20 protein-coding genes and 1 pseudogene are annotated in these 20,010 nt (G+C 42.7%); all 21 read left to right on the top strand.

Annotated features, from left to right (window positions below):
• Window positions 1-2 precede the first annotated feature (2 nt).
• Entirely contained in the window at window positions 3-1,178 is a 1,176-nt protein-coding gene (locus tag DFK18_RS10165; RefSeq protein ID WP_162299755.1) for an acyl-CoA reductase, read from the top strand.
• A complete protein-coding gene (locus DFK18_RS10160) occupies window positions 1,165-2,163 on the top strand; it encodes a 6-hydroxymethylpterin diphosphokinase MptE-like protein (protein WP_114418147.1) in 999 nt (332 codons plus the stop codon). Before DFK18_RS10165 ends, DFK18_RS10160 begins: the two co-directional genes overlap by 14 nt.
• A gap of 9 nt (window positions 2,164-2,172) precedes the next feature.
• A complete protein-coding gene (locus DFK18_RS10155; RefSeq protein ID WP_114418146.1) occupies window positions 2,173-3,162 on the top strand; it encodes an NAD-dependent 4,6-dehydratase LegB in 990 nt (329 codons plus the stop codon).
• Window positions 3,155-4,300, top strand: a complete 1,146-nt coding sequence (locus DFK18_RS10150) for a LegC family aminotransferase (protein WP_114418145.1) — start codon at window positions 3,155-3,157, stop codon at window positions 4,298-4,300. The genes DFK18_RS10155 and DFK18_RS10150 overlap by 8 nt, the downstream gene beginning before the upstream one ends.
• Before the next feature lie 43 nt (window positions 4,301-4,343).
• Window positions 4,344-5,036, top strand: coding sequence for a TylF/MycF/NovP-related O-methyltransferase (locus DFK18_RS10145; RefSeq protein ID WP_114418144.1), 693 nt, complete (start codon window positions 4,344-4,346; stop codon window positions 5,034-5,036).
• Between the two features lie 23 nt (window positions 5,037-5,059).
• On the top strand, window positions 5,060-5,761 hold the full coding sequence (locus DFK18_RS10140) for a class I SAM-dependent methyltransferase (protein WP_114418143.1): 702 nt from the start codon (window positions 5,060-5,062) through the stop codon (window positions 5,759-5,761).
• Window positions 5,762-5,789: 28 nt separating this feature from the next.
• Window positions 5,790-6,704 (top strand): ATP-grasp domain-containing protein, encoded by a 915-nt coding sequence (locus DFK18_RS10135; RefSeq protein WP_114418142.1) that lies wholly within the window; start codon window positions 5,790-5,792, stop codon window positions 6,702-6,704.
• Window positions 6,676-7,341, top strand: coding sequence for an HAD family hydrolase (locus DFK18_RS10130; RefSeq protein ID WP_114418141.1), 666 nt, complete (start codon window positions 6,676-6,678; stop codon window positions 7,339-7,341). The genes DFK18_RS10135 and DFK18_RS10130 overlap by 29 nt, the downstream gene beginning before the upstream one ends.
• A complete protein-coding gene (gene neuC / locus DFK18_RS10125; protein WP_114418140.1) occupies window positions 7,338-8,492 on the top strand; it encodes a UDP-N-acetylglucosamine 2-epimerase in 1,155 nt (384 codons plus the stop codon). The genes DFK18_RS10130 and neuC overlap by 4 nt, the downstream gene beginning before the upstream one ends.
• Window positions 8,493-8,555: 63 nt before the next feature.
• On the top strand, window positions 8,556-9,233 hold the full coding sequence (locus DFK18_RS10120) for a PIG-L deacetylase family protein (RefSeq protein ID WP_114418139.1): 678 nt from the start codon (window positions 8,556-8,558) through the stop codon (window positions 9,231-9,233).
• 3 nt (window positions 9,234-9,236) lie between these two features.
• Entirely contained in the window at window positions 9,237-10,301 is a 1,065-nt protein-coding gene (gene neuB, locus DFK18_RS10115) for an N-acetylneuraminate synthase (RefSeq protein ID WP_114418138.1), read from the top strand.
• Complete coding sequence (locus DFK18_RS10110; protein ID WP_114418137.1) at window positions 10,298-10,948, top strand: acetyltransferase; 651 nt, start codon at window positions 10,298-10,300, stop codon at window positions 10,946-10,948. Before neuB ends, DFK18_RS10110 begins: the two co-directional genes overlap by 4 nt.
• 7 nt (window positions 10,949-10,955) lie before the next feature.
• A complete protein-coding gene (locus DFK18_RS10105; protein ID WP_114418136.1) occupies window positions 10,956-12,011 on the top strand; it encodes a nucleotidyltransferase family protein in 1,056 nt (351 codons plus the stop codon).
• Entirely contained in the window at window positions 12,004-12,738 is a 735-nt protein-coding gene (locus tag DFK18_RS10100) for an acylneuraminate cytidylyltransferase family protein (RefSeq protein WP_114418196.1), read from the top strand. The genes DFK18_RS10105 and DFK18_RS10100 overlap by 8 nt, the downstream gene beginning before the upstream one ends.
• Window positions 12,739-12,937: 199 nt before the next feature.
• Window positions 12,938-13,243: pseudogene (locus tag DFK18_RS14765) on the top strand (cobalamin-dependent protein); the annotation flags it as partial.
• Window positions 13,244-13,330: 87 nt separating this feature from the next.
• Entirely contained in the window at window positions 13,331-13,951 is a 621-nt protein-coding gene (locus DFK18_RS14760) for a B12-binding domain-containing radical SAM protein (RefSeq protein ID WP_342769759.1), read from the top strand.
• Between the two features lie 15 nt (window positions 13,952-13,966).
• Complete coding sequence (locus tag DFK18_RS14575; protein ID WP_218563938.1) at window positions 13,967-14,263, top strand: hypothetical protein; 297 nt, start codon at window positions 13,967-13,969, stop codon at window positions 14,261-14,263.
• A 41-nt stretch (window positions 14,264-14,304) separates the two neighbouring features.
• Window positions 14,305-14,625 (top strand): hypothetical protein, encoded by a 321-nt coding sequence (locus tag DFK18_RS10090; protein ID WP_114418135.1) that lies wholly within the window; start codon window positions 14,305-14,307, stop codon window positions 14,623-14,625.
• Window position 14,626: 1 nt separating this feature from the next.
• Window positions 14,627-18,223, top strand: a complete 3,597-nt coding sequence (locus DFK18_RS10085) for a glycosyltransferase family protein (protein ID WP_114418134.1) — start codon at window positions 14,627-14,629, stop codon at window positions 18,221-18,223.
• Between the two features lie 92 nt (window positions 18,224-18,315).
• Window positions 18,316-19,200, top strand: a complete 885-nt coding sequence (locus DFK18_RS10080; RefSeq protein WP_114418133.1) for a flagellin N-terminal helical domain-containing protein — start codon at window positions 18,316-18,318, stop codon at window positions 19,198-19,200.
• Window positions 19,201-19,566: 366 nt separating this feature from the next.
• Window positions 19,567-19,992: a flagellar protein FlaG gene (locus tag DFK18_RS10075; RefSeq protein WP_162299754.1), complete on the top strand. Its 426-nt coding sequence runs from the start codon at window positions 19,567-19,569 to the stop codon at window positions 19,990-19,992.
• The last annotated feature ends 18 nt before the right edge of the window (window positions 19,993-20,010 follow it).

Genomic DNA, 20,010 nt, shown 5'->3' with positions numbered 1-20,010 from the left:
ATGTGAACTGGGAACTCCTTAACCCTCCTTCGACTGCCCCCCAACTACAGCACTGTTTCCACCCCGATGTGCTGGAGTACTGTCAGTCTCTGTCAACGCATATACTTCGTGATCCAGAAAGCCGTAATTTTCCAGACTTAATAGGCTTGGGTGCATGGCTAAGAAAAGGGAATATCGAAAAAATTCAAAAAAGGTATTCTCATTGTCGACTTAAGCCCCTGGGTCATGTGTTTCATTCCGCTCCTGCTAACGTAGATAGTTTATTTGTCTATTCTGCAGTAATCAGTCTGATTTGTGGCAATATAAACCTGATTCGCTTATCCAACCGTGCTGGTGGCAGTAGTAGAGTATTTATAAAACACCTGCAAAAAATAGGAAAGGAATACCCTGAAATCAACGCAAGATTTCAGCTTGTAAGGTGTGAACATAATAATGAAAAGTTGAATGAATGGATTTCCAAAGCTGATGGACGTGTATTATGGGGTTCTAACGAAGGCATACAAGCTATGCGAGCTAAAGAGTTCCCTGCACATGGAAGAGAAATTACATTTGCACACAAATTCTCAATGGCCATGATAAATGCTGAGACTTTGATTAAAACTGATCAGGAAGAAATTAAAGTTTTAGCCAAAAACTTTATTAAAGATAACCTTAGCTTTTCTCAGCAAGCCTGTTCTTCGGCTAAACTCATTTTTTGGATTGGACAAAAAAGTAAAATAGCTAAAGCAAAGAATGTGTTTTGGAATGAAGTAAACAGTAACCTAAAAAAAGGAATTTTAGAGAATGAAGAACATTACAAGGCGCTCAACTTCAGTCAAAAAATAACATTATCAGAAAATGAAATAAAGAAAAATCTAAAGCTATATGATTCTCTTATTACCCTCGATCTTTCGACCCTTAGTAGTAAACAAGAACTAGACCATCCAGGTTGTGGTGTATTTTTTCAAATTGATGCCAACAGCCTACACGAACTTACTTTCCCTTTCAAATCACAACATCAAACCCTATCGTATTGGGGCTTTGACTCTCAAGAGATTAAGGATTGGAATAAAAATGTTTTGCAAGGGATAGACAGAGCTGTCGAGATTGGAAAAGCATTGGATTTTACCCCAGTTTGGGATGGAGTAGATCTAGTTAAAGCATTATCAAGAGAGTTAGAAAGTAATGAACTTCATTGAACAAAGTAGACTGGTTTACGAAAAAATTGTTAAAGAAAGTCTAAATGGCTATAAAGGTAAATTTTATGTATTTGGCGCTGAGTGCCCTGCCAAAATTATCAATAGATTGAATACTACTAACTGTCTTGGTTTTACTGTTAGCGAGCCAGAAGAAACGGAAATTGATGGTAAACCCGTTCTCTCAACCTCTTCTGATGAGGTGCAATCAGCAGATGCTATTGTACTTAGCTCTCTATCAAACCAGGAGGGACAAAAGAAATTCCTAGAGTCTGAGGGGTTCAAAGGTTCAATAATTGGCATAGGTAACCACCCATACTTATCTACCTGTATGACCTATGATCCATGTGATGAAAATATATTTCAGAAAATAAAGAATAGGCATAAAGATGAACCTGCAGTTATCATCGGAAACGGGCCATCTCTAAACAACTACAACTTACACACAATTAAAAGAAAAATCATAAAGTTTGCATGCAATGGAATATTTGACATATCTAATATACAGTTTGATTATTACTTTGCTTTAGATGACCTGGCTGCAAAATTATGGGGAAAAAAAATAAAAACAAGCAATGCAGAAAAGTATTTCCCAGCCAACCTAGATAGTAAAAAATGGACAAAAAAAGTAGACACTAATTTATCTCTTTATCCATCTTGTTATAGAAAGAAGAGCAATTCAACCTATTTTGATTTGGAGAATAATGGTATAGAAACAAGTCACACTGTAGCTCTACCAATGATTCAATTTGCAGTTCATATGGGGTGCAATCCCATCTATCTTGTCGGAATTGATCTTGACTATAGCAAAGAAAAAAAATATGCAACGGATGATTATGCAAAAGATAACACAAAGATCATAACCAAAGAATTTTCCAACCGATTGAAAATTGAAACAAACCTAGGTCTAAAAAGGGTTATCAAGGAAGCAGAAGATATTGGAACTAAGATTATTGTTTCGCCATCACAAAATGAATTAATTGAATAGATTAAACAAATGATTCCTCCAAAAAAAATACTTATCACCGGAGCGGATGGCTTTATTGGTTCCCACTTAACTGAACTATTGGTTCGCAACGGATATCATGTCAAGGCTCTCTGTCAATATAACTCTTTCAACTCTTGGGGCTGGCTTGAAAACCTCGAAAGTCTTGAACAGGTTGAGGTATTAACGGGTGATATACGTGACCCTCATTACTGCAAGTTAATCACCAAGAGTGTTGATGTGATCTTTCACTTGGCTGCATTGATAGCTATCCCCTACTCTTATCAAGCACCGGATAGCTATGTTGATACCAACATAAAAGGTACCTTGAATATTTGTCAGGCAGCTCTGGAAAATGGTATCAAGCGAGTGATTCATACCTCTACCAGTGAAGTCTATGGTACTGCTCAATATGTACCCATTAATGAAAATCATCCTTTGCAGCCGCAATCTCCTTACAGTGCTTCCAAAATTGCTGCGGATGCCATGGCGATGAGTTTTTTCAACTCCTTCAACCTGCCACTTACAATTGCACGGCCTTTCAATACCTATGGTCCCCGCCAATCTGCTCGTGCAGTGATTCCAACCATCATCACACAAATTGCTGCCGGCCATAAAAGCATTCAACTTGGAGATGTAACACCGACACGGGATTTCAACTATGTCGAAGACACCTGTCGTGGGTTTCTCGCTTTAGCTGAATGTGATTCAACGATTGGTGAAACTGTAAATATCGCTTCCAACTATGAGATTTCTGTTGGGGATACACTCAATCTTATTCGAGAGTTAATGGGAAGTGATGTCGAGTTTCTTACCGATGAGCAGCGACTACGGCCCGATCGATCTGAGGTTTTTCGTCTATGGGGCTGTAACAAAAAACTCCAAAGCCTGACTGGTTTTAAGCCACAGACGGGTATTCGTGATGGCCTGCAGAAAACCATTGACTGGTTTACTCAACCAGAGAACCTGCGTCATTATAAGGCTGGTCTTTATAATGTCTGATGTCTGGCAGCAGCTTGTTGAGCTGGTACGAGATTATTACCACACAAAAGATTTCATCCCTCTTCATGCACCTGTCTTCAATGGCAAGGAACAAGACTACGTAGCTCAGACCATTGACTCCACTTTTGTTTCCAGTGTCGGCACCTTTGTTGATCGGTTTGAGGATGACATAGCAACCTATGCAGGTTCCCCTAAAGCCGTAGCAACAGTAAACGGCACGGCGGCGCTTCATATTGCATTGAAGCTGGCAGGCGTGGAAACAGGCGACCTGGTGATCACCCAGCCTTTAACCTTTGTGGCGACTTGTAATGCGATTGCTTACTGCGGAGCCGAACCAGTTTTTGTGGATGTCGATCTCGGTACGCTCGGATTGTCAGCACAGGCCATGGAGCAATGGTTGAGTAACCATGCAAAACTGGGTGCAGATGCCGTCTGTCGAACCAAAAAAGACGGTAAGGTCATACGTGCTTGTGTTCCTATGCATACCTTCGGCCACCCTGCGGAGCTTGATGGGTTATGTAAGGTCTCCCAACGCTGGAACATTGCCTTGGTGGAGGATGCTGCTGAGTCACTGGGCAGTTTCTATAAAGGTCAACATACAGGTACTTTTGGTGTCTCGGGTACGCTCAGCTTTAACGGGAACAAGATAATCACCACTGGCGGCGGCGGCATGATTCTGGCGAATGAAGCAACGGCTGCAAGAGCCAAGCACCTCACTACCACAGCCAAAAAGGCTCATACCTATGAGTACATTCACGACGAGCTGGGATACAACTACCGAATGCCTAATCTGAACGCGGCCTTGGGCTGTGCGCAGCTGGAACAGTTGGAGGCATTTATTAGTGCCAAGCGTGCGCTTGCTGATAACTATAAATCCTTCTTTCAGGGCTCCTCCATGCAATTTATAACTGAGCCACCTGAGTGTCGTTCCAACTACTGGCTGAATGGTGTGATCTGTGAAGACAAAAAACAGCGAGATGAGCTTTTGGAGAGCACCAATAGCAGAGGTGTGATGACCCGCCCCATTTGGGCCTTGATGAATCATTTACCTATGTACCAGAACTGCCGCCGTGGTGATCTGGCTAATGCCAAGTGGTTGGAAGAGCGGGTTGTGAATTTGCCTAGTAGTTTTAAATAAGAATAGCGCTCTAAGCGGGCTAATTTAATTAATGGAAATGAATATGTTTTCCGAACCAAATGATTTTAAAATTTCGCAGGAAAAATTAAAAAATTTCGAGAAATACGTTCCGAGGCAGGCATTATCGCGATTTATGGCTCGATATGAACTCTTTAAATTACAATTGAATATTAAAGGCTGTATTGTTGAATGTGGCGTACACCATGGTGGCGGTCTAATGGGGTGGGCGAAAATGTCGTCGGCACTTGAGCCCTACTCGTTAGATCGTCGGGTGTTTGGGTTTGATACTTTTGAAGGGTTTCCTTCTGTAAGTGATAAAGATACTGGTGAAGTTAATAAAAACAGCAGACTGGGTGGGCTTTGCACTTCTTATGATGTGCACGGCGAGTTGTTGTCGTTAATTAATGAATATGATGAAAATCGTTTTTTGAATGAGTTTCAGAAAATCTTTTTGGTTAAGGGAGATGCGTGCAAGACTATTCCTGTTTTTGTAGAAGAAAACCCTTACCTTTTGATTAGCCTATTATTTCTAGACTTCGATCTATATGAGCCAACTAAGGTTGCTCTGGAAAATCTTTTGCCGCGAATGCCTAAAGGTGCGGTTCTTGCTTTTGACGAGCTTAACAACCCTTGGTGGCCGGGAGAAACTCAAGCTGCCCTCGAATCGATTGATATAAATAAAAAAGAAATAAAGAGATTCAGCTTTGATCCCAGTATCAGCTATATTGTATTGTAAATTTTTATTGCAAGGGCGATAATATGACTGAAGATAATTTAAAGGATGAGTGGGAACGATCATACTCCAATGCTGATAACTTCGTTTTCTATCCGCATGAGGAAATAATCAGGTTTGTTTCCAAATATATTCGGAAGCGTGTTGGCTTAGAGCAATTCAAGGATGCCGCAGCTGATGCAAAATCTGCTCGCGTATTAGATCTTGGGTGTGGGATCGGTCGCCATGTGATGTATTGTCATGACATGGGGCTGGACGCCTATGGTGTAGACCTGTCCGAAACCGCCATAGCTACCTTCAAAGAATGGGCAGTAATGCGAGGTATCGAGGGGATAGAATCACATGTGGTAGCCGGAGACGCCCGTGATCTACCTTGGGCGGATGATTATTTTCAGTTTGCTGTCAGCCATGGCGTACTTGATAGTATGAAGTTCGAAATTGCCCGCAGTACAACAGTTGAGCTTGCGAGAGTGATGGCTCCGAGAGGTTTGCTCTACTGCGACTTGATATCCGGGGACGATAGTCAGCATGCCCGCGAATTCAGCGGCGAGGAAATTGTTGAGGGACCGCATGAGACTGACACTGTCCAGCTGTATTTTAACTGGGCCTCAATCCGGTCTTTGTTTCAGGATCTATTCGAGATAGTTGAGTGTAATTTGATTCGTCGCGAAGATGTTATTAAATCAGGATATATCTCTCGGTATCATTTAGTGCTGCGAAGAGTTTAATGCTATTTAATTAAAGGAAGTTTAATAAATGCCTGATAAAAAATATAGAATCCTGACAGAGGCATCAGGCAGTCTAACAGTTGGCTATCTGATAGGTAATATTCAGGCTGGGGGGCATGAATGTGTCGCTAGTGACATAGATGAGAAATGTGTAGGAAGAGTGCTGGCGGATGATTTTGTGTTAATGCCGTCAGCCAGTGATCCTGATCTTTGGCAGTATATAGATAATGTTTTAACAGAGATGTCGATAGACATAGTGATTCCCTCCCTGGATGAAACGCTTCAGGCTTGGGCTCAACGCAAACACTATTATGCGCAGCGCGGGACCGCTGTTATTGTTTCAGACCCTGATGCTATTGCTATATGTCAAGATAAATGGCGCACATTTCAGTTTTTTACGGAACATGGCATCCCATCGCCCGAAACCAGCTTGATGCAGGAGTACCCAGTGGTTAAACCTCGCGTCGGTCGGGGTGGTGTTGGCGTTCAGGTCACTCAGCAAAAAGTAGACATGAACGGCATGATCTCCCAAGAATTGTTGTCAGGAACAGAATATACCATCGATGTTTTCTGTAGTGCTGAATCACAGCCTGAGTATATTGTTCCGCGTCGTCGTATCACTGTGAGGGATGGTAAGTCAACGGCAGGAGTAGTAGAAAAACATAGCGGTATTGAAGAGTGGGTGAGGATGATCTGTAAGCGCTTACATTTTATCGGCCCCGTAAACATGCAATGTTTTGTGCTGCCTGACGGCTCAATAAAATTTGTTGAAATTAATCCTCGTATAGCAGGAGGAATGGCATTGGGTTTTGCCGCTACAGAAAACTGGATCAACTTGATCGTCCACAACATCATTAATGGTGAGTCTATAGCACCCAAACCAGTCAAAGATGGCCTGCAAATGAGAAGGTACTATGCTGAAGTCTTTGTATCCTCAGATTGATTGGGATTCCGTGGATTTTGTTGGCTTTGATATGGATGGCACCTTATATGATGAGGCTGACTTTATTGCGCAGGTGTATTTGCCGATAGCGAAGACTCTGGCTGCAGCGACCCGAAATAAGCCAGAAGAGCTTTATTTTTGGATGTTGAAACGTTGGCTCGTGAAAGGAAGTTCCTACCCGAAAATCTTTTCCGAAGCTATCGGTGATAGCGGTTTTCGGGGGAAGGAAGTTGACGTCCTAGTTAAACAGTGTTTGCAGATTTTTCGCTACTATGAACCGCGGCTGTCGCTTTCGGCACGCACTCGGACCATTCTGGATGAGCTGCATACCCGGTATCCTTTATTTATGATTACTGATGGCTCTGTAGAGCTTCAGAAACGCAAATATACTTCTTTGGGACTATCTAAATGGTTTAAGGAGGCCGATGTAGCGATATCTGGCTCCTATGGGGCCGATTTCTGCAAGCCAAGTATAAAAATGTTAAACAATATCCGAGCGTTAGAAGGGGAATACTTGCCGAATCGAGTTGTTTTTTTTGGAGATCGAAGGGTTGATAGCCAATTCGCAGTTAACGCCGGGTTTCAGTTTGTCCAGGTTGCGAATATGCATCCTGTTAATAGAGGTCTGACTCCATGAGAACCGTTTTAGGTGTTACTGGTATCCGGTCCGAATACGACATCATGTCTTCAGTATTCCGTACTATTAAGGAACATCCGGAGCTTAAACTTCAATTGGCCGTGACCGGCGCCCACCTCAGTGACGCCTATGGACGCACCTTAGAGGATATTCGCAACGATGGTTTTGAGATTGTTGATGAGATCGAAAGTTTAATTAATGGTGATCAAGCATCGGCACGTGTCAAAGGATTAGGGATACAGCTGCAAGGCTTGGTGCAGACGGTGTTGCGGATTAAGCCTGACTGGTTGCTGGTGCTTGGTGATCGCGAGGAATCGATTGCGACTGCTCTGGTTGGAGCTTATATGAACATTCCAGTGGCCCATGTGGCAGGCGGTGACAGAGTTGTAGGTAATGTTGACGACCAGGTTCGTCATGCTGTAACCAAGCTTGCTCACATTCATTTCACTACTAACCGCGAAAGTACAGGTCGCATCCTGCGTCTGGGTGAGCAGGAATTTCGTGTGTTCGATGTGGGAAATCCTGGTCTCGACCGACTACTGCAAGTTCCAGAGTTAGATATCGAAACTATTGGCAATCGCCTTGGCTTTTCAGTTCCCGCCGGTAAACCGATGGTGATGCTCATTCAGCACGTTATCTCAACTGAAATTGATGATGCCTACCGCCAGATGCGGATAACACTGGAAGCAGTTGCGGAACTGGGCTTGCCTACGATCCTCAGTTACCCCAACTCCGATGCCGGTGGCCAGCAGATGATTCGAGCCATCCGGGAGTTTGAACAGTTACCTGAAATCTATGCATTCAAGAACATTCCGCGGTTGGAATTCGTAAACCTGATGCGAAAGTCTGCATGCCTTTTGGGTAACTCCAGCGCTGGAATCCTAGAAGCTCCGCTATTAAAGCTACCTGTTGTTAATGTTGGCAACCGGCAAAAAGGCCGACTTCATGCCGAGAATGTTCAGTTTGTTCTGCATGACAAAGATCAGATTAAAAAAGCCGTCACAAAAGCATGTTTTGACCCAGATTACCGATCCTATGTGAGTGCTTGCGCCAATCCTTACGGGGATGGGCAGTCTTCTTTACGTATTGCAGATACGCTCGCCTACACTCCTATTGATGAAAAGCTTCTTATCAAGGATATTACCTATTAAAGATTTCCATAAATTTCATTTAGTTTCGGCTCGGCTTTGAGCTGCTAAGGACATAAGCAATTGATGCAGAATACAAATCGGTGTCTTGTCATCGCCCCCCACCCAGACGATGAAACCCTGGGCTGTGGCGGCACTATCTTGAAGTTAAAGGCGCAGGGTACAGTGGTTCACTGGCTTATTGTGACAACCATCGACGGCGTTTCTGGTTTCCCTCAGGAACGAGTGCACGCCCGTGCCAGAGAAATTGATGCAGTTAAAGAGGCTTATGGGTTTAATGACGTTCATCACTGTTCATTGCCCTCTGCTGCCTTGGATACCCTTGGGAAAGGTGAGCTAATCGGAGCAGTGGGTAATATCATTAAAAATATAAAACCAGAGAGGGTTTATATTCCTTACAGAAATGATGCCCATAGCGATCATGCCGCTGTATTTGATGCAGCAGTAGCAGCCACTAAAACTTTTCGATCTCCGTTCGTGAAAGCGATATACGCGTATGAGACTTTGTCTGAAACAGATTTCGGCTTACGACCAGATGATTTGGGGTTTCGCCCCAATCTTTATGAAGACATTAGCGGCTATCTGGACAAGAAAATTGAGATAATGTCCCTGTTTGATGGAGAGATGGGAAAATTTCCTTTCCCTCGCAGTGAGGAATGCCTTAGGGCACTTGCAACTCTACGAGGCGCGCAAGCAAATTGCCAAGCTGCTGAAGCTTTTATGATACTCAAGGAAATACGTTAAGCCATGTCTGTTATGATAATAGCTGAAGCTGGTGTCAACCATAATGGTGATCGTGATCTTGCATTTCAGTTAGTGGATGCTGCCGCCGAATCCGGTGCTGATGCGGTCAAGTTTCAGACCTTTAATGCAGAACGCCTAGCAGCAGTAACGGCACCAAAAGCTCAGTATCAGAAAAATACGACGGATGAAGCTGAGTCTCAGCTTGCCATGCTAAAAAAGCTGGAGCTACCTGAAAGCTGGCACGAAGACTTACAGGATCATGCTCAGCAGAAGGGTATAGCCTTTATTTCGACTGCTTTTGATCGCCAAAGCCTCAGCTTCCTGCAAACCTTGAATTTACCCTTTTACAAGATCCCTTCTGGTGAAATCACTAATGCACCCTTGCTTTGGGATTTTGCTGCTACGGGCAAGCCCTGTATCTTATCGACAGGCATGGCAACGCTAAGTGAAGTTGAACAGGCTCTAGCAATTCTGGCGCACGGATACTCCTTTAAACAGGAACCTAAGAGCTTAAATGAAACCTGGGAGTTCTGGAGCCAACCGCAAGCTTATGAAGCAATCAAAAACAAGGTTACACTGCTGCACTGCACCTCCTGCTATCCAACTCCTCTGGATCAAGTCAATCTAAAAGCTATGGACACACTGGCAACTGCTTTTCAGTTACCTGTAGGTTACTCTGACCATACTCAGGGGTTATTGGTATCTGTAGCAGCAGTAGCTCGTGGAGCCAAAGTTATTGAGAAACACTTTACCCTGGATCGTGAGTTAGCAGGTCCCGATCATAAAGCCTCATTAGAACCTGATGAACTAAAGGAACTCGTTCAGCAAGTGCGATCAGTCGAGCAACTTATCGGAACAGGCCACAAGGCTCCCCACCCTGGCGAATGGGATACACGCAAAGTGGCACGTCAGAACCTGTTAGTTTCTCAGGCTGTACAGCAGGGTAAGACACTGAATAAATCAGCTCTCACCACAGCTAGAACTGGCCAGGGCATCAGTGCGATTTATTACTGGGACTATCTAGGAACACCTGCGAGAAAAGACTATAAACCTGGCGAAGCATTATGAGTCTGCCAGTCATTCTGCTGGGTGCAGGCGGACATGCCAAAGTGGTTCTGAATCTCTTGCAGTTAATTAAATCTCCTCTGTCAGGTGTCATTGACCCCAAGCTGAAGCACAAAGGAATAAAAGAATGGCGAGGATTACCCGTGCTGGGTGAAGACTCAGATGTGTACAAGTATCCACCCAATAAAGTCCTGCTAGCTAATGGTTTAGGCAGTTTGCCAGGGAAAAACCTTCGCCAAACCCTTTTCAAACAGTTCAAAAAATCGGGCTATACTTTTATCACTCTGGTGCATCCTACAGCCATCATTGCAGATGGGGTTGAACTGGCCGAAGGCGTACAAGTCATGGCAGGGTGTATTCTGCAAACGGATGTTCTAATTGATGAAAACACGCTGATCAATACAGGCACTCAACTGGACCATGATTGCAAGGTAGGTAAACATTGCCACTTGGCACCAGCCGTTGTCTTGTCTGGCAACGTTAATGTTGGGAATTATTGTCATTTAGGGCCCGCAAGTTGTGTAGTCCAAGGCTGTCATCTAGGACAAGGAGCCGTTCTGGGAGCTGGCTCTACACTGCTTTATGACTTACCAGAAGGCCACAAATATTTGGCGGCTAAACCCCAGCAAGCCACCAAGCATTCACAGTGAATTAAAGATGAAAAATTGGCAAGACACTCTTGTTCAACCAACGATTTCTCTGGAAGGAGCCATTGAGAAGTTGGATTTATCAGCACAGCAGATTCTTCTTGTAACCGACGAAGACAAAAAGCTTATAGGTACAGTAACAGATGGAGATGTACGCAGAGCACTACTAAAGCGCCTGGATTTAGCCACACCCGTCGTTCAAATAATGAACAAACAGCCCAAAGTCGCTACTGCTGACTGGAGTAAAGCTCGTTTACTGTCCTTTATGGAACAGCAGCAACTCTTACAATTGCCAGTTGTAGATACTGATCAACAAGTAACTGGCCTTGAGACACTTCATGGATTACTTCAAAAACCCAGGCAGGATAACCCCGTCTTTTTAATGGCTGGTGGTTTTGGAAAACGCCTGCACCCCTTGACCAAAACTTGTCCAAAGCCGTTACTCAAAGTAGGTGATAAGCCGATTCTTGAGCTGATTCTGGAAAGCTTTGTCAGTTCCGGTTTTCATCGCTTTTATATCTCCACCCACTATATGCCTGAAAAAATTCGTGAGCATTTTGGCGATGGCAACCGCTGGGGCGTTAGTATCACCTATATTCATGAAGATAGACCACTGGGAACTGCTGGCGCCTTGGGCCTTCTTCCTAAAGATGAGATTGATCAACCCTTATTCATGATGAATGGCGACCTTTTGACCACCTTGAACTATCTTTCTTTGCTTGGTTTTCATGAGGAACATGGGGGCAGCGCAACCCTTTGTGTCAGGGAGTATGAACATCAGATACCCTATGGCGTCATTGAATCCAGAGATCATCAGGCTCTTGCCATTAAGGAGAAGCCCACTCAAACCTTTAATGTTAATGCTGGCATCTATCTGCTATCACCTAAATTGGTTAAACAAGTGCCAGCCAACCACCCTCTAGATATGCCGGAACTACTGCAGCAGGAAATTAATAATGGCAAGGTAGTCAACCTTTATACTCTAACTGATTACTGGCTCGATATTGGCAGGATGGATGATTTCAATCGAGCACAAACTGATGCCAGCGAGTTATTCAATGATTGAGTACACGCATAAAGTCCTGGCTGTAATTCCAGCAAGAGCTGGTAGCAAGCGTTTACCAGGCAAGAATACCAAGTTGCTGGCAGGCAAACCCTTGGTGCAGTGGACTCTTGACCTAGCATTAGAGTCACCGGAAATTGACTTGGTAGCAGTCACCAGTGATGATCCACAAATTCTAAACCTAGCTTCAAACCAAAAGGATTGCTATTGCCTAGAAAGGCCGGCGGAACTTTCAAGTGATACAGCGACGACTTTTGCTGTACTTAAACACACACTCGAAGAGTTAAATCATAAAGGAATTCACCCAGAACTAACTCTTTTGCTTCAGCCCACCTCACCACTTAGAAACCAGCAAGATATTCAGAAAGGCTTTAATCTATTTCGCGATAAAAAAGCCAATAGTGTGATTAGTGTTTGTCCAGTAGAGCACTCTCCCCTTTGGTGTAATACGCTTGATGATAGCGTGAGTATGGATAGATTCTTGTCCCCAGATATATTGAACAAGCGTAGCCAGGATCTACCACAGCACTATCGCCTTAATGGAGCATTTTATCTTGCGAAATCCAACTTACTGCTGAAAAATCAAGGTTTTTTTATGGTCAAGTCTCACGCTTTAGTGATGCCTACTGAAAGATCTATAGATATTGATACATTATATGACTATGAAATAGCAGAATTTTTGATGAAGAGGTACTTCAAATTAAGCACACAGGCAGATTCAAGCAAATAATTTAAAATGAGAGCAGCAGTAAATTTCAAGTAGTTCATCTATATCATCAGAAAGCAAACGATACCAAGCAATCAATTTTAATCACCACACAATACAATCAATTAAATATAATTTAAAAAAGCCTGAAGGACTTGAAATGCGAATACTTCTAGTTGCCTACGATAATGAATCCTACATCCATTGATTTCCTCAAGGGCTTGCTTATATAGCTTCAGTCTTTCGTGAAAAAGGAGCAGACGTAGAGGTATATCATCAGGATGTACACCATTATCCAGGTCAACATTTAACAGAATACCTGGATAATAATGAATTTGATGCAGTATGCGTTAGTGTTATTGGTGGGTATTACCAATACTATAAGCTTCTAAAGATATCAGAGGCAATCAACAACTCTAAAAAAAGACCTGCATATATTCTTGGCGCTCACGGACCCGCACCAGAACCAGATTATTTTATGCGTAAAACAGGTGCTGATGTTATTGTAATTGGTGAAGGTGAAAATACGGCGGCAGAATTGTGTGATGTTCTTTCGGGCATCAAGAATTATTCTGATGTAGCGGGAATTGCATACCGTGAAAATGATAAAACTATCATGACTAGGCCACGTGAGCTGATACAGGATATCGAAAAAATACCGATGCCTGCGTATGACCTATTTAATATTGAGCATTATAGAGCATTGCGAATGCCTCACGCTTCCAGTACAGATTTTATTATGCCTGTTCTTTCTGGTCGCGGTTGCCCTTTTAAGTGTAATTTTTGTTATCGGATGGATAAAGGTTTTCGCGCACGTTCACCTGAGTCAATAATTGAAGAAATACGTTTTCTTCAAGAAAATTACGGAATAACCTATATTGCCTTTTCTGATGAACTGCTGATGTCATCGGTACAAAGAACTGAAGAGATTTGCAATGCATTAATAAAGGCAAATGTGAAAATTAAGTGGGAATGTCAAGGAAGATTAAACTATGCCAAGCCTGGCCTTCTTAAATTAATGAAGATGTCTGGTTGTGTTTTCATTAATTATGGAATCGAAGCTTTTGACAATCAAATTCTTCGAAATATGAAAAAAGGGCTTACAACCAAGCAAATTGTTGAGGGTATCGAGGCAACACTCGATGCAGGTATAAGTCCCGGATACAATATTATTTTTGGTAATATTGGAGAAAATTTTGAAACACTTAAAAAGGGTGTAGACTTCTTGCTTAAATAAGATGATGGCTCACAGATGAGAACCATTCGTCCTGTAACTCCTTATCCGGGAAGCCCCCTCTATTACCATGCTATAGAAAAAGGTCTACTTGGTGGTGTTGAAGATTTTTATGAAGTAAAACACGTAAACTCTGATCTTCTCGCTGTAAATTTTACCGAATTATCAGATGATGAGTACTACAAGGCACTACACTGGGCCAACAAACAATTACTTGAACGATATTTCGAGAAGAAAAAGATAAGTGTTCAGAATCAGTTAGATGATCTTTATGGAAATAAAAACACGAATTTTCGTGGCTTCAGACAAACCTGAGAAGTACACTGAATATTTTGCAATAGACAACAGAGATACTTATGGAAAAACCTGCAAACACATACAGCCCTATTGTCGTTAAAAATAGACTAAATTCCTGGATCAATTATTATAAAAAAAACAATACTAACTGCAGTCATGCTGAAGCGATATTTCAAATAAAAAATTCACTACAACAAAAAGAATCAGAAGTTTGCAAAGGTATAAATAAAACTCTAGAACTAACCTTGTTGACCAAACAGTGGTTCGAGTCTGAAAAAAATGCCAGAAAGCTAGAATACAAAGGAATAAATTTAGGCTGTTGCATAAATATGCGCGTTGCCAATGTATTCTCTAACTATCTAAGCAATAAAAAGGATTAGTATGTCTAAGCCAAAGGCTCTATTGCTCAACACGCTTTCAAAAGAATCAACTGCAGCACTTAACGTAATACGCTATTTGCCAGACTATACTATTCTGGTCCCAACATCTTTAATGACCGCTCCAACGCATGTTGAAAAGAACTATAAGATAGTGACACTGGAAAGTCTTTTACCTGATGGCCATCAGCATGACTATAAAATGCCCAACCCAGGAGATATCAGTCTTGATGGCTATCCTGATCATCTTCGAAAATCAGTTGAACAACTTTTTTTAGGCCGTGCAGGTATTGCTGCCACTTTAGTAGATGCCCTTGATATTGCTTTAGAAAAATATGAGATTAAAGCATTCATTACAAGTAACGAAACTTTTATACATGAGCGTGTTTTAGGTGGCTGGGCAAAATCTCGTAAGGTCCCCGGAATTCATGTTAATCACGGGTTTCTAATGAGTCCACAAGTTAGTGCTTATCAGCACACTGATTGTGAATATTTTTTCTCAGCCTCAGCTTACGATACGGAAAGTTACCTTGCCACATCCACCCATCCAGATGACTGCACACCTATAGAGACAGGACTTATCCACCTTGATAAATATCGCTTACTTCTAGAAGAACCTGCTCGTGAGGTTCTTTTTAGTGCTCTTAATCTCGATCCTAAACTAAGATTAGTTACTTTTTTCCCAACTATAGCAAACACGAGTCATTTAAAACTAAAGGATGATATTCACAGAAGAAGCCTTGAACGTTCGATATTGTTTGCCAAAGCTACCCTTGATAAGCATCCTGACGTAGCTTTTGTTTTCAAAGACAGACCAAGTAATGAAAAGTTTATTAAAGAGGAAGTCTTGCGACTGGCTAAAAAAATTGGTGTAGATTTTTCAAGATTTAGATATGTGTTTGATTATGCAGAACCTTACATAATAAACTCTGAAATAACAATTTCTTGTGCCTCAACAGTCACGATTGAATCCTTGGTGTGTGGTCGGCCACATCTAGTGTTTCTTGAAGCCACAGGCCCAGTAAAACTTTATCCTGAATATCATATACCCTTGCTTGATGCTGAAGAAATGGAAGAGAAACTTGATTTTCTTCTATCAAACCCTGATGAGCTTCAACTTTTCACTCTACAACAAATTGAAAATTCTTTTGATCTTGTAGGTCATTCTGGAGATGGGTATTCTAATATTCGTGCAAGCCTAGAAATCCTTAGAATAATTTACGAACCAGAGGCTCGACAAAGACTGCAACAAGATTTTGAGCTTCACCTAGAATGGCTTCAAGCAAATAACCGTATATCAGTCGATAACCTAGATGATCCACTCTCAGAATATTGGGCACTTGTCTCTTTATCCTCCGAACTTGACAGTCGTTTCAAAAAATCTGAATCTGCTTATCAAAAATGGCTACGTAAAACCCATATCAAAGAACTAGACGGTCAGTTAATGGGTGAGCGCTTGCAAGGTTGGCGTAAACAACCTACTTTCCATCTGGTTTTCTGTGTCGACCAAACCCTTTTCACTGCTTTGGCGCAAAGTCTGGAAAGTCTTGATCACCAGATGTATAAGAACTTCGGTGTATCTGTGTTGAGTACTGTTGACTGCCCAGATTCAGAACTGTTTGCGAACCTTAACTTACAATGGCTAGTTTCAGATAATCCTTTTAACGAATTGACTGCAGTCGTTAATGATGTAGAGTCTGACTGGGTTATCCTGTTTCAGCCTGGTGATATTCTGCACCCTACCGCTCTGTTCCACTATGCAGATTATTCTAACCAAAATCCGGATTGGATGTTGATGTACTGTGATGAAGATCATCTAGACTCCAAGGACGATTCATCCGATACGGATCTTGATGAGCTAAAACGTATTCGTCCCATCTTCAAGCCGGATTTCAATATTGATCTTTTACGCTCCGTCTCCTATCTTGGACGTAGCACTGCCTTAAGGCGGGATGCAATCCTTGCACTGGAAGGGTTGTCAAACGTTCCTTTTCAGCAAACGGATCAATTTGCTTTTCAGCTTGCTGAACAAATGGACCGCCCACTTATTGGCCATCTTCCTTTCGTTCTCAATCATCGTTCTGACGCATTAGACTCATTTTTGCAAGATGATGAACATGAAAAAGTCTCTGCCTTATTAAGGCTTGAGCACCTTCACCGATGCGGTTTTCCAAATGCTGCAATTCAGCCTGGCCTCTACTCTTCCACGTTCATCAATCGCTACAATGACACTGTACTTTCATCCCAAGAATCTGTCGATTTATTGATGCTTTTTCCTGCACTTGATGAAGAACAGATCTATGAATCTGTAACATCACTCTTCAGGATTGATGCAGGTTCTTTTTTTCAGCTACACATTTTCATTCGAGATCCGGATACGGTGAGATCTTGGCTAAATTCTGTTTGGCCGGGTGAAACCTTTCCAGCTAACTTGCATTTTCATCCCATACCGTGCGGAAGTAATTTAAGCCAAGTTATCAATCGCATGGTCGAGTCAGTAACCTCTAGGTTTTTTGCCTTAGTCTCTTACGATTGCCATTTTGTCCAGCCAGGTTGGCTAGAAAAAATGCTTGATCCTATGAGTCGCCCCGAAATTGGAATTGTTGGACCTCGACTCGTGACACCTAAAGGACGAATCTTCAGTGCCGGTCAGATTTTCGGGTTACAAAACCAGCCAGTTGGTGATTTTTTAAAGGGTTTCTATCTTGAGCAGGAAAACCAGGATATGACAAGGGCATGGTGTGATCAGAATTTCAACGCCCTTAATCCTACTTTTTTGCTAATGGCCAGGGATTTATGGCATGAAATGGAAGGAATAGATGAAGATTTTACCAGTTTACTAGGGCTGACTGATTTGCAACTTCGCATGCGTCAGGCTGGTTACTTACATTTGTGGTCATCTCAGACTACGATCGCTGTCCGGGGTGCCAGTTATTCATATCACCACCAATTTATGGAGAAGGATGAAGATCTGCTCTATGGTCGTTGGCTTAACGTGATGCAACGGGATTCAGCATTCAATCCCAACTTGTCTTTATCGTCATCGGGCACAGAACCCGATACCGAGTTTTCCGGCAATTGGCATCCCGATGTTGCTCAACGACCAAGATTTTTTTGCGCTGCCTTGAGTGTGGACCCTCTGGAATTCAACCACATCAATGAGCACCCTTTATTTTCATGGTTGAGAGATCTCCAAAAAAATGAATATATTGAGTACGCTAGCAATTCCATTTTTGTCGCTGACGAGAAACAAGAATTGCATCCTAGCGTTTTGAGTTTAAGTCGCATTGATCCCGATTTTATCATTTACATTGGTCACCCACGGGGTGAGACTTTGTTTAAGCAGTTGCGTAATTTTTCTTCCTCTAGTCAGTTAGCCACCGTTCGTACCACCGCAGATCTAAAAGCTTGGCTCTCCTGCTTTCAGTATCTTGATGGAGTTTTGTTTGCCTCCCCTTTTGATAGTTGGAGCTCCGTTGCTAAATTTTTTGAAGTTGAGATTCCTAACCTTTATGTCATGCCGGAAATTCTCTACCCCGATTCGACGGGCTGGCTGAAGCTTTCTAGCTTAAAGCCCCGCCAAATGGCAGTTTCAGGCTAAAGATTTTTTTCAAAAAAAAATCTAAAGTTCCAAAGGATGCTACCGATAAAGTGAATGTCCCCGGACATTTTACCTACTGAAGGAGTACTACAATGTCTCTAGTAATCAACACCAACATTTCAGCCTTGAACGGCGCACGCAACCTGTCCAACACTCAGGATGCTCAGGCTCAAACTTTCAACCGTCTGTCTACTGGTCTTCGCATCAACTCCGCAAAAGATGATGCAGCAGGCCTCTATTTGGCACAAAGCCAGACTAAAGATATCAGAGGTCTGGAAATGGCGACTCGTAATGCTGGTGATGGCATTTCGATGGCGCAAACTGCTGAAGGTGCCCTGGATCAGATTCAAACCAACCTACAGCGTATTAACGAACTGGCCATCCAGTCAGCTAACGGTACCTACGACACAGCTGCTCGTAACGGTCTTCAAAAAGAGGTTGACCAGCTTACTCAGGAAATCGCTCGTATTACCGAAACTACTGAGTTTAACGGCCAAAAGCTGCTTAGCTCTGCCGCTGAAAGTCTGACTATGCAGGTTGGTAACCAAAATGGTACTGGCTATCGTGTAGATGCAGGTTTGTCTGGTGGCTTGGTTGCCGCAGTTAAAGCTGGTGATGTTGCCAATGCTGGTGATGCTCTTAGTGCCATCCAAGGTAAAGGGCTTGACGGCACCAAGGCAATTGATATCTCTTCTCAAACTGCTGCTCAGAGTGCAATTGCGAAAACTCGTTCTGCAATCGATGGTATCTCTGCCGAACGCGCTACCTTTGGTGCTGTTATGAATCGTTTCGAAGCGGTTATTTCTGGCAACCAAACTTACTCTGAGAACTTGCAGGCAGCACGTAGCCGTGTTCAGGATGCTGACTTTGCTGAAGAGACTTCTAAACTGGCTAAACAGCAGGTACTCCAGCAAGCAGGCGTCGCCGCTCTGGGTCAGGCTAACGCCTCAACTCAGGTTGTACTGGGTCTGCTGTAAGCTATATGCTTTCGCAAACCTTTGTCTGATGCCGGGCTTTTCCCGGCATTTCAGACTACTTACGAACCCCAGCTATTTTTAACTGGGGTTCTTTTTTTAGGTTCATCGCACTCTATCTGAAAAAGGCTGCTTCTATTTGCAGAAAAAAATCTGCGTTGTCCTAGTGGCTATAGCTTCGCCTGGCGGACTTTACTAATTGCCCGGTTATAAATGGGGGAAATAACCCTAATCTTTCTTCTTCGTCTACCTCTTATCTGCTTAGGAAAAAAGTAAATCTAGCAGTCTTTATTAACAATTTTTCTAAAGTTGCCCTTCAGTCTGCCGATAACTAAGATTAAGTAAATGTACAAGGGTGAGGTGAGCCTTATGGCCTCAGAAGTTTTGATAAATTCCGTGCCAGCCACAGCCACAATTTCAGATCATCTTCTCCCTGACAACTTGTCTGCTAAAAACGTGAGCAGTTTAGCGAGCCACGATTCTGCTGAGAAGCCTTTGTTGGCTAATTCTGCCTTACACTCCAAGCTGCCAGTCAGCGAAGAAAAGCAGAAAAGTGAAGATGAACTTTCTCCTGAAGAACTCAGTCAACTCATTGATGAGATCAACTTGGCATTTTATTTGCAGAACAGATCACTAAAGTTTCAAATTCATAATGAGACAGAAGATTTCGTGGTCAAAGTCATCAATACGAAAACAGATGAGGTTATCCGCCAGTATCCTTCAGAAGAGATTTTGGCTCTTCGAAGTCGTTTAATCGAAGGCGATACTGAGTCCTTTTCAACCCAGGTTTACTAAGTTTCTTACGTGAGGTAA

The organism is Marinospirillum perlucidum (genome assembly GCF_003336805.1).
In the GTDB taxonomy this organism is placed as follows: Bacteria; Pseudomonadota; Gammaproteobacteria; order Pseudomonadales; family Halomonadaceae; genus Marinospirillum; species Marinospirillum perlucidum.
The sequence above is the reverse complement of the archived record's forward strand: the minus strand, read 5'-3'. Positions and strand labels throughout refer to the sequence as shown.

Excerpts from the sequence above, each read along its gene's own strand:
- DFK18_RS10160 (WP_114418147.1), top strand. The coding sequence starts at position 1,165 with ATGAACTTCATTGAACAAAGTAGACTGGTTTACGAAAAAATTGTTAAA.
- DFK18_RS10155 (WP_114418146.1), top strand. The coding sequence starts at position 2,173 with ATGATTCCTCCAAAAAAAATACTTATCACCGGAGCGGATGGCTTTATT.
- DFK18_RS10150 (WP_114418145.1), top strand. The coding sequence starts at position 3,155 with ATGTCTGATGTCTGGCAGCAGCTTGTTGAGCTGGTACGAGATTATTAC.
- DFK18_RS10145 (WP_114418144.1), top strand. The coding sequence starts at position 4,344 with ATGTTTTCCGAACCAAATGATTTTAAAATTTCGCAGGAAAAATTAAAA.
- DFK18_RS10140 (WP_114418143.1), top strand. The coding sequence starts at position 5,060 with ATGACTGAAGATAATTTAAAGGATGAGTGGGAACGATCATACTCCAAT.
- DFK18_RS10135 (WP_114418142.1), top strand. The coding sequence starts at position 5,790 with ATGCCTGATAAAAAATATAGAATCCTGACAGAGGCATCAGGCAGTCTA.
- DFK18_RS10130 (WP_114418141.1), top strand. The coding sequence starts at position 6,676 with ATGCTGAAGTCTTTGTATCCTCAGATTGATTGGGATTCCGTGGATTTT.
- neuC (WP_114418140.1), top strand. The coding sequence starts at position 7,338 with ATGAGAACCGTTTTAGGTGTTACTGGTATCCGGTCCGAATACGACATC.
- DFK18_RS10120 (WP_114418139.1), top strand. The coding sequence starts at position 8,556 with ATGCAGAATACAAATCGGTGTCTTGTCATCGCCCCCCACCCAGACGAT.
- neuB (WP_114418138.1), top strand. The coding sequence starts at position 9,237 with ATGTCTGTTATGATAATAGCTGAAGCTGGTGTCAACCATAATGGTGAT.
- DFK18_RS10110 (WP_114418137.1), top strand. The coding sequence starts at position 10,298 with ATGAGTCTGCCAGTCATTCTGCTGGGTGCAGGCGGACATGCCAAAGTG.
- DFK18_RS10105 (WP_114418136.1), top strand. The coding sequence starts at position 10,956 with ATGAAAAATTGGCAAGACACTCTTGTTCAACCAACGATTTCTCTGGAA.
- DFK18_RS10100 (WP_114418196.1), top strand. The coding sequence starts at position 12,004 with ATGATTGAGTACACGCATAAAGTCCTGGCTGTAATTCCAGCAAGAGCT.
- DFK18_RS14760 (WP_342769759.1), top strand. The coding sequence starts at position 13,331 with ATGACTAGGCCACGTGAGCTGATACAGGATATCGAAAAAATACCGATG.
- DFK18_RS14575 (WP_218563938.1), top strand. The coding sequence starts at position 13,967 with ATGAGAACCATTCGTCCTGTAACTCCTTATCCGGGAAGCCCCCTCTAT.
- DFK18_RS10090 (WP_114418135.1), top strand. The coding sequence starts at position 14,305 with ATGGAAAAACCTGCAAACACATACAGCCCTATTGTCGTTAAAAATAGA.
- DFK18_RS10085 (WP_114418134.1), top strand. The coding sequence starts at position 14,627 with ATGTCTAAGCCAAAGGCTCTATTGCTCAACACGCTTTCAAAAGAATCA.
- DFK18_RS10080 (WP_114418133.1), top strand. The coding sequence starts at position 18,316 with ATGTCTCTAGTAATCAACACCAACATTTCAGCCTTGAACGGCGCACGC.
- DFK18_RS10075 (WP_162299754.1), top strand. The coding sequence starts at position 19,567 with ATGGCCTCAGAAGTTTTGATAAATTCCGTGCCAGCCACAGCCACAATT.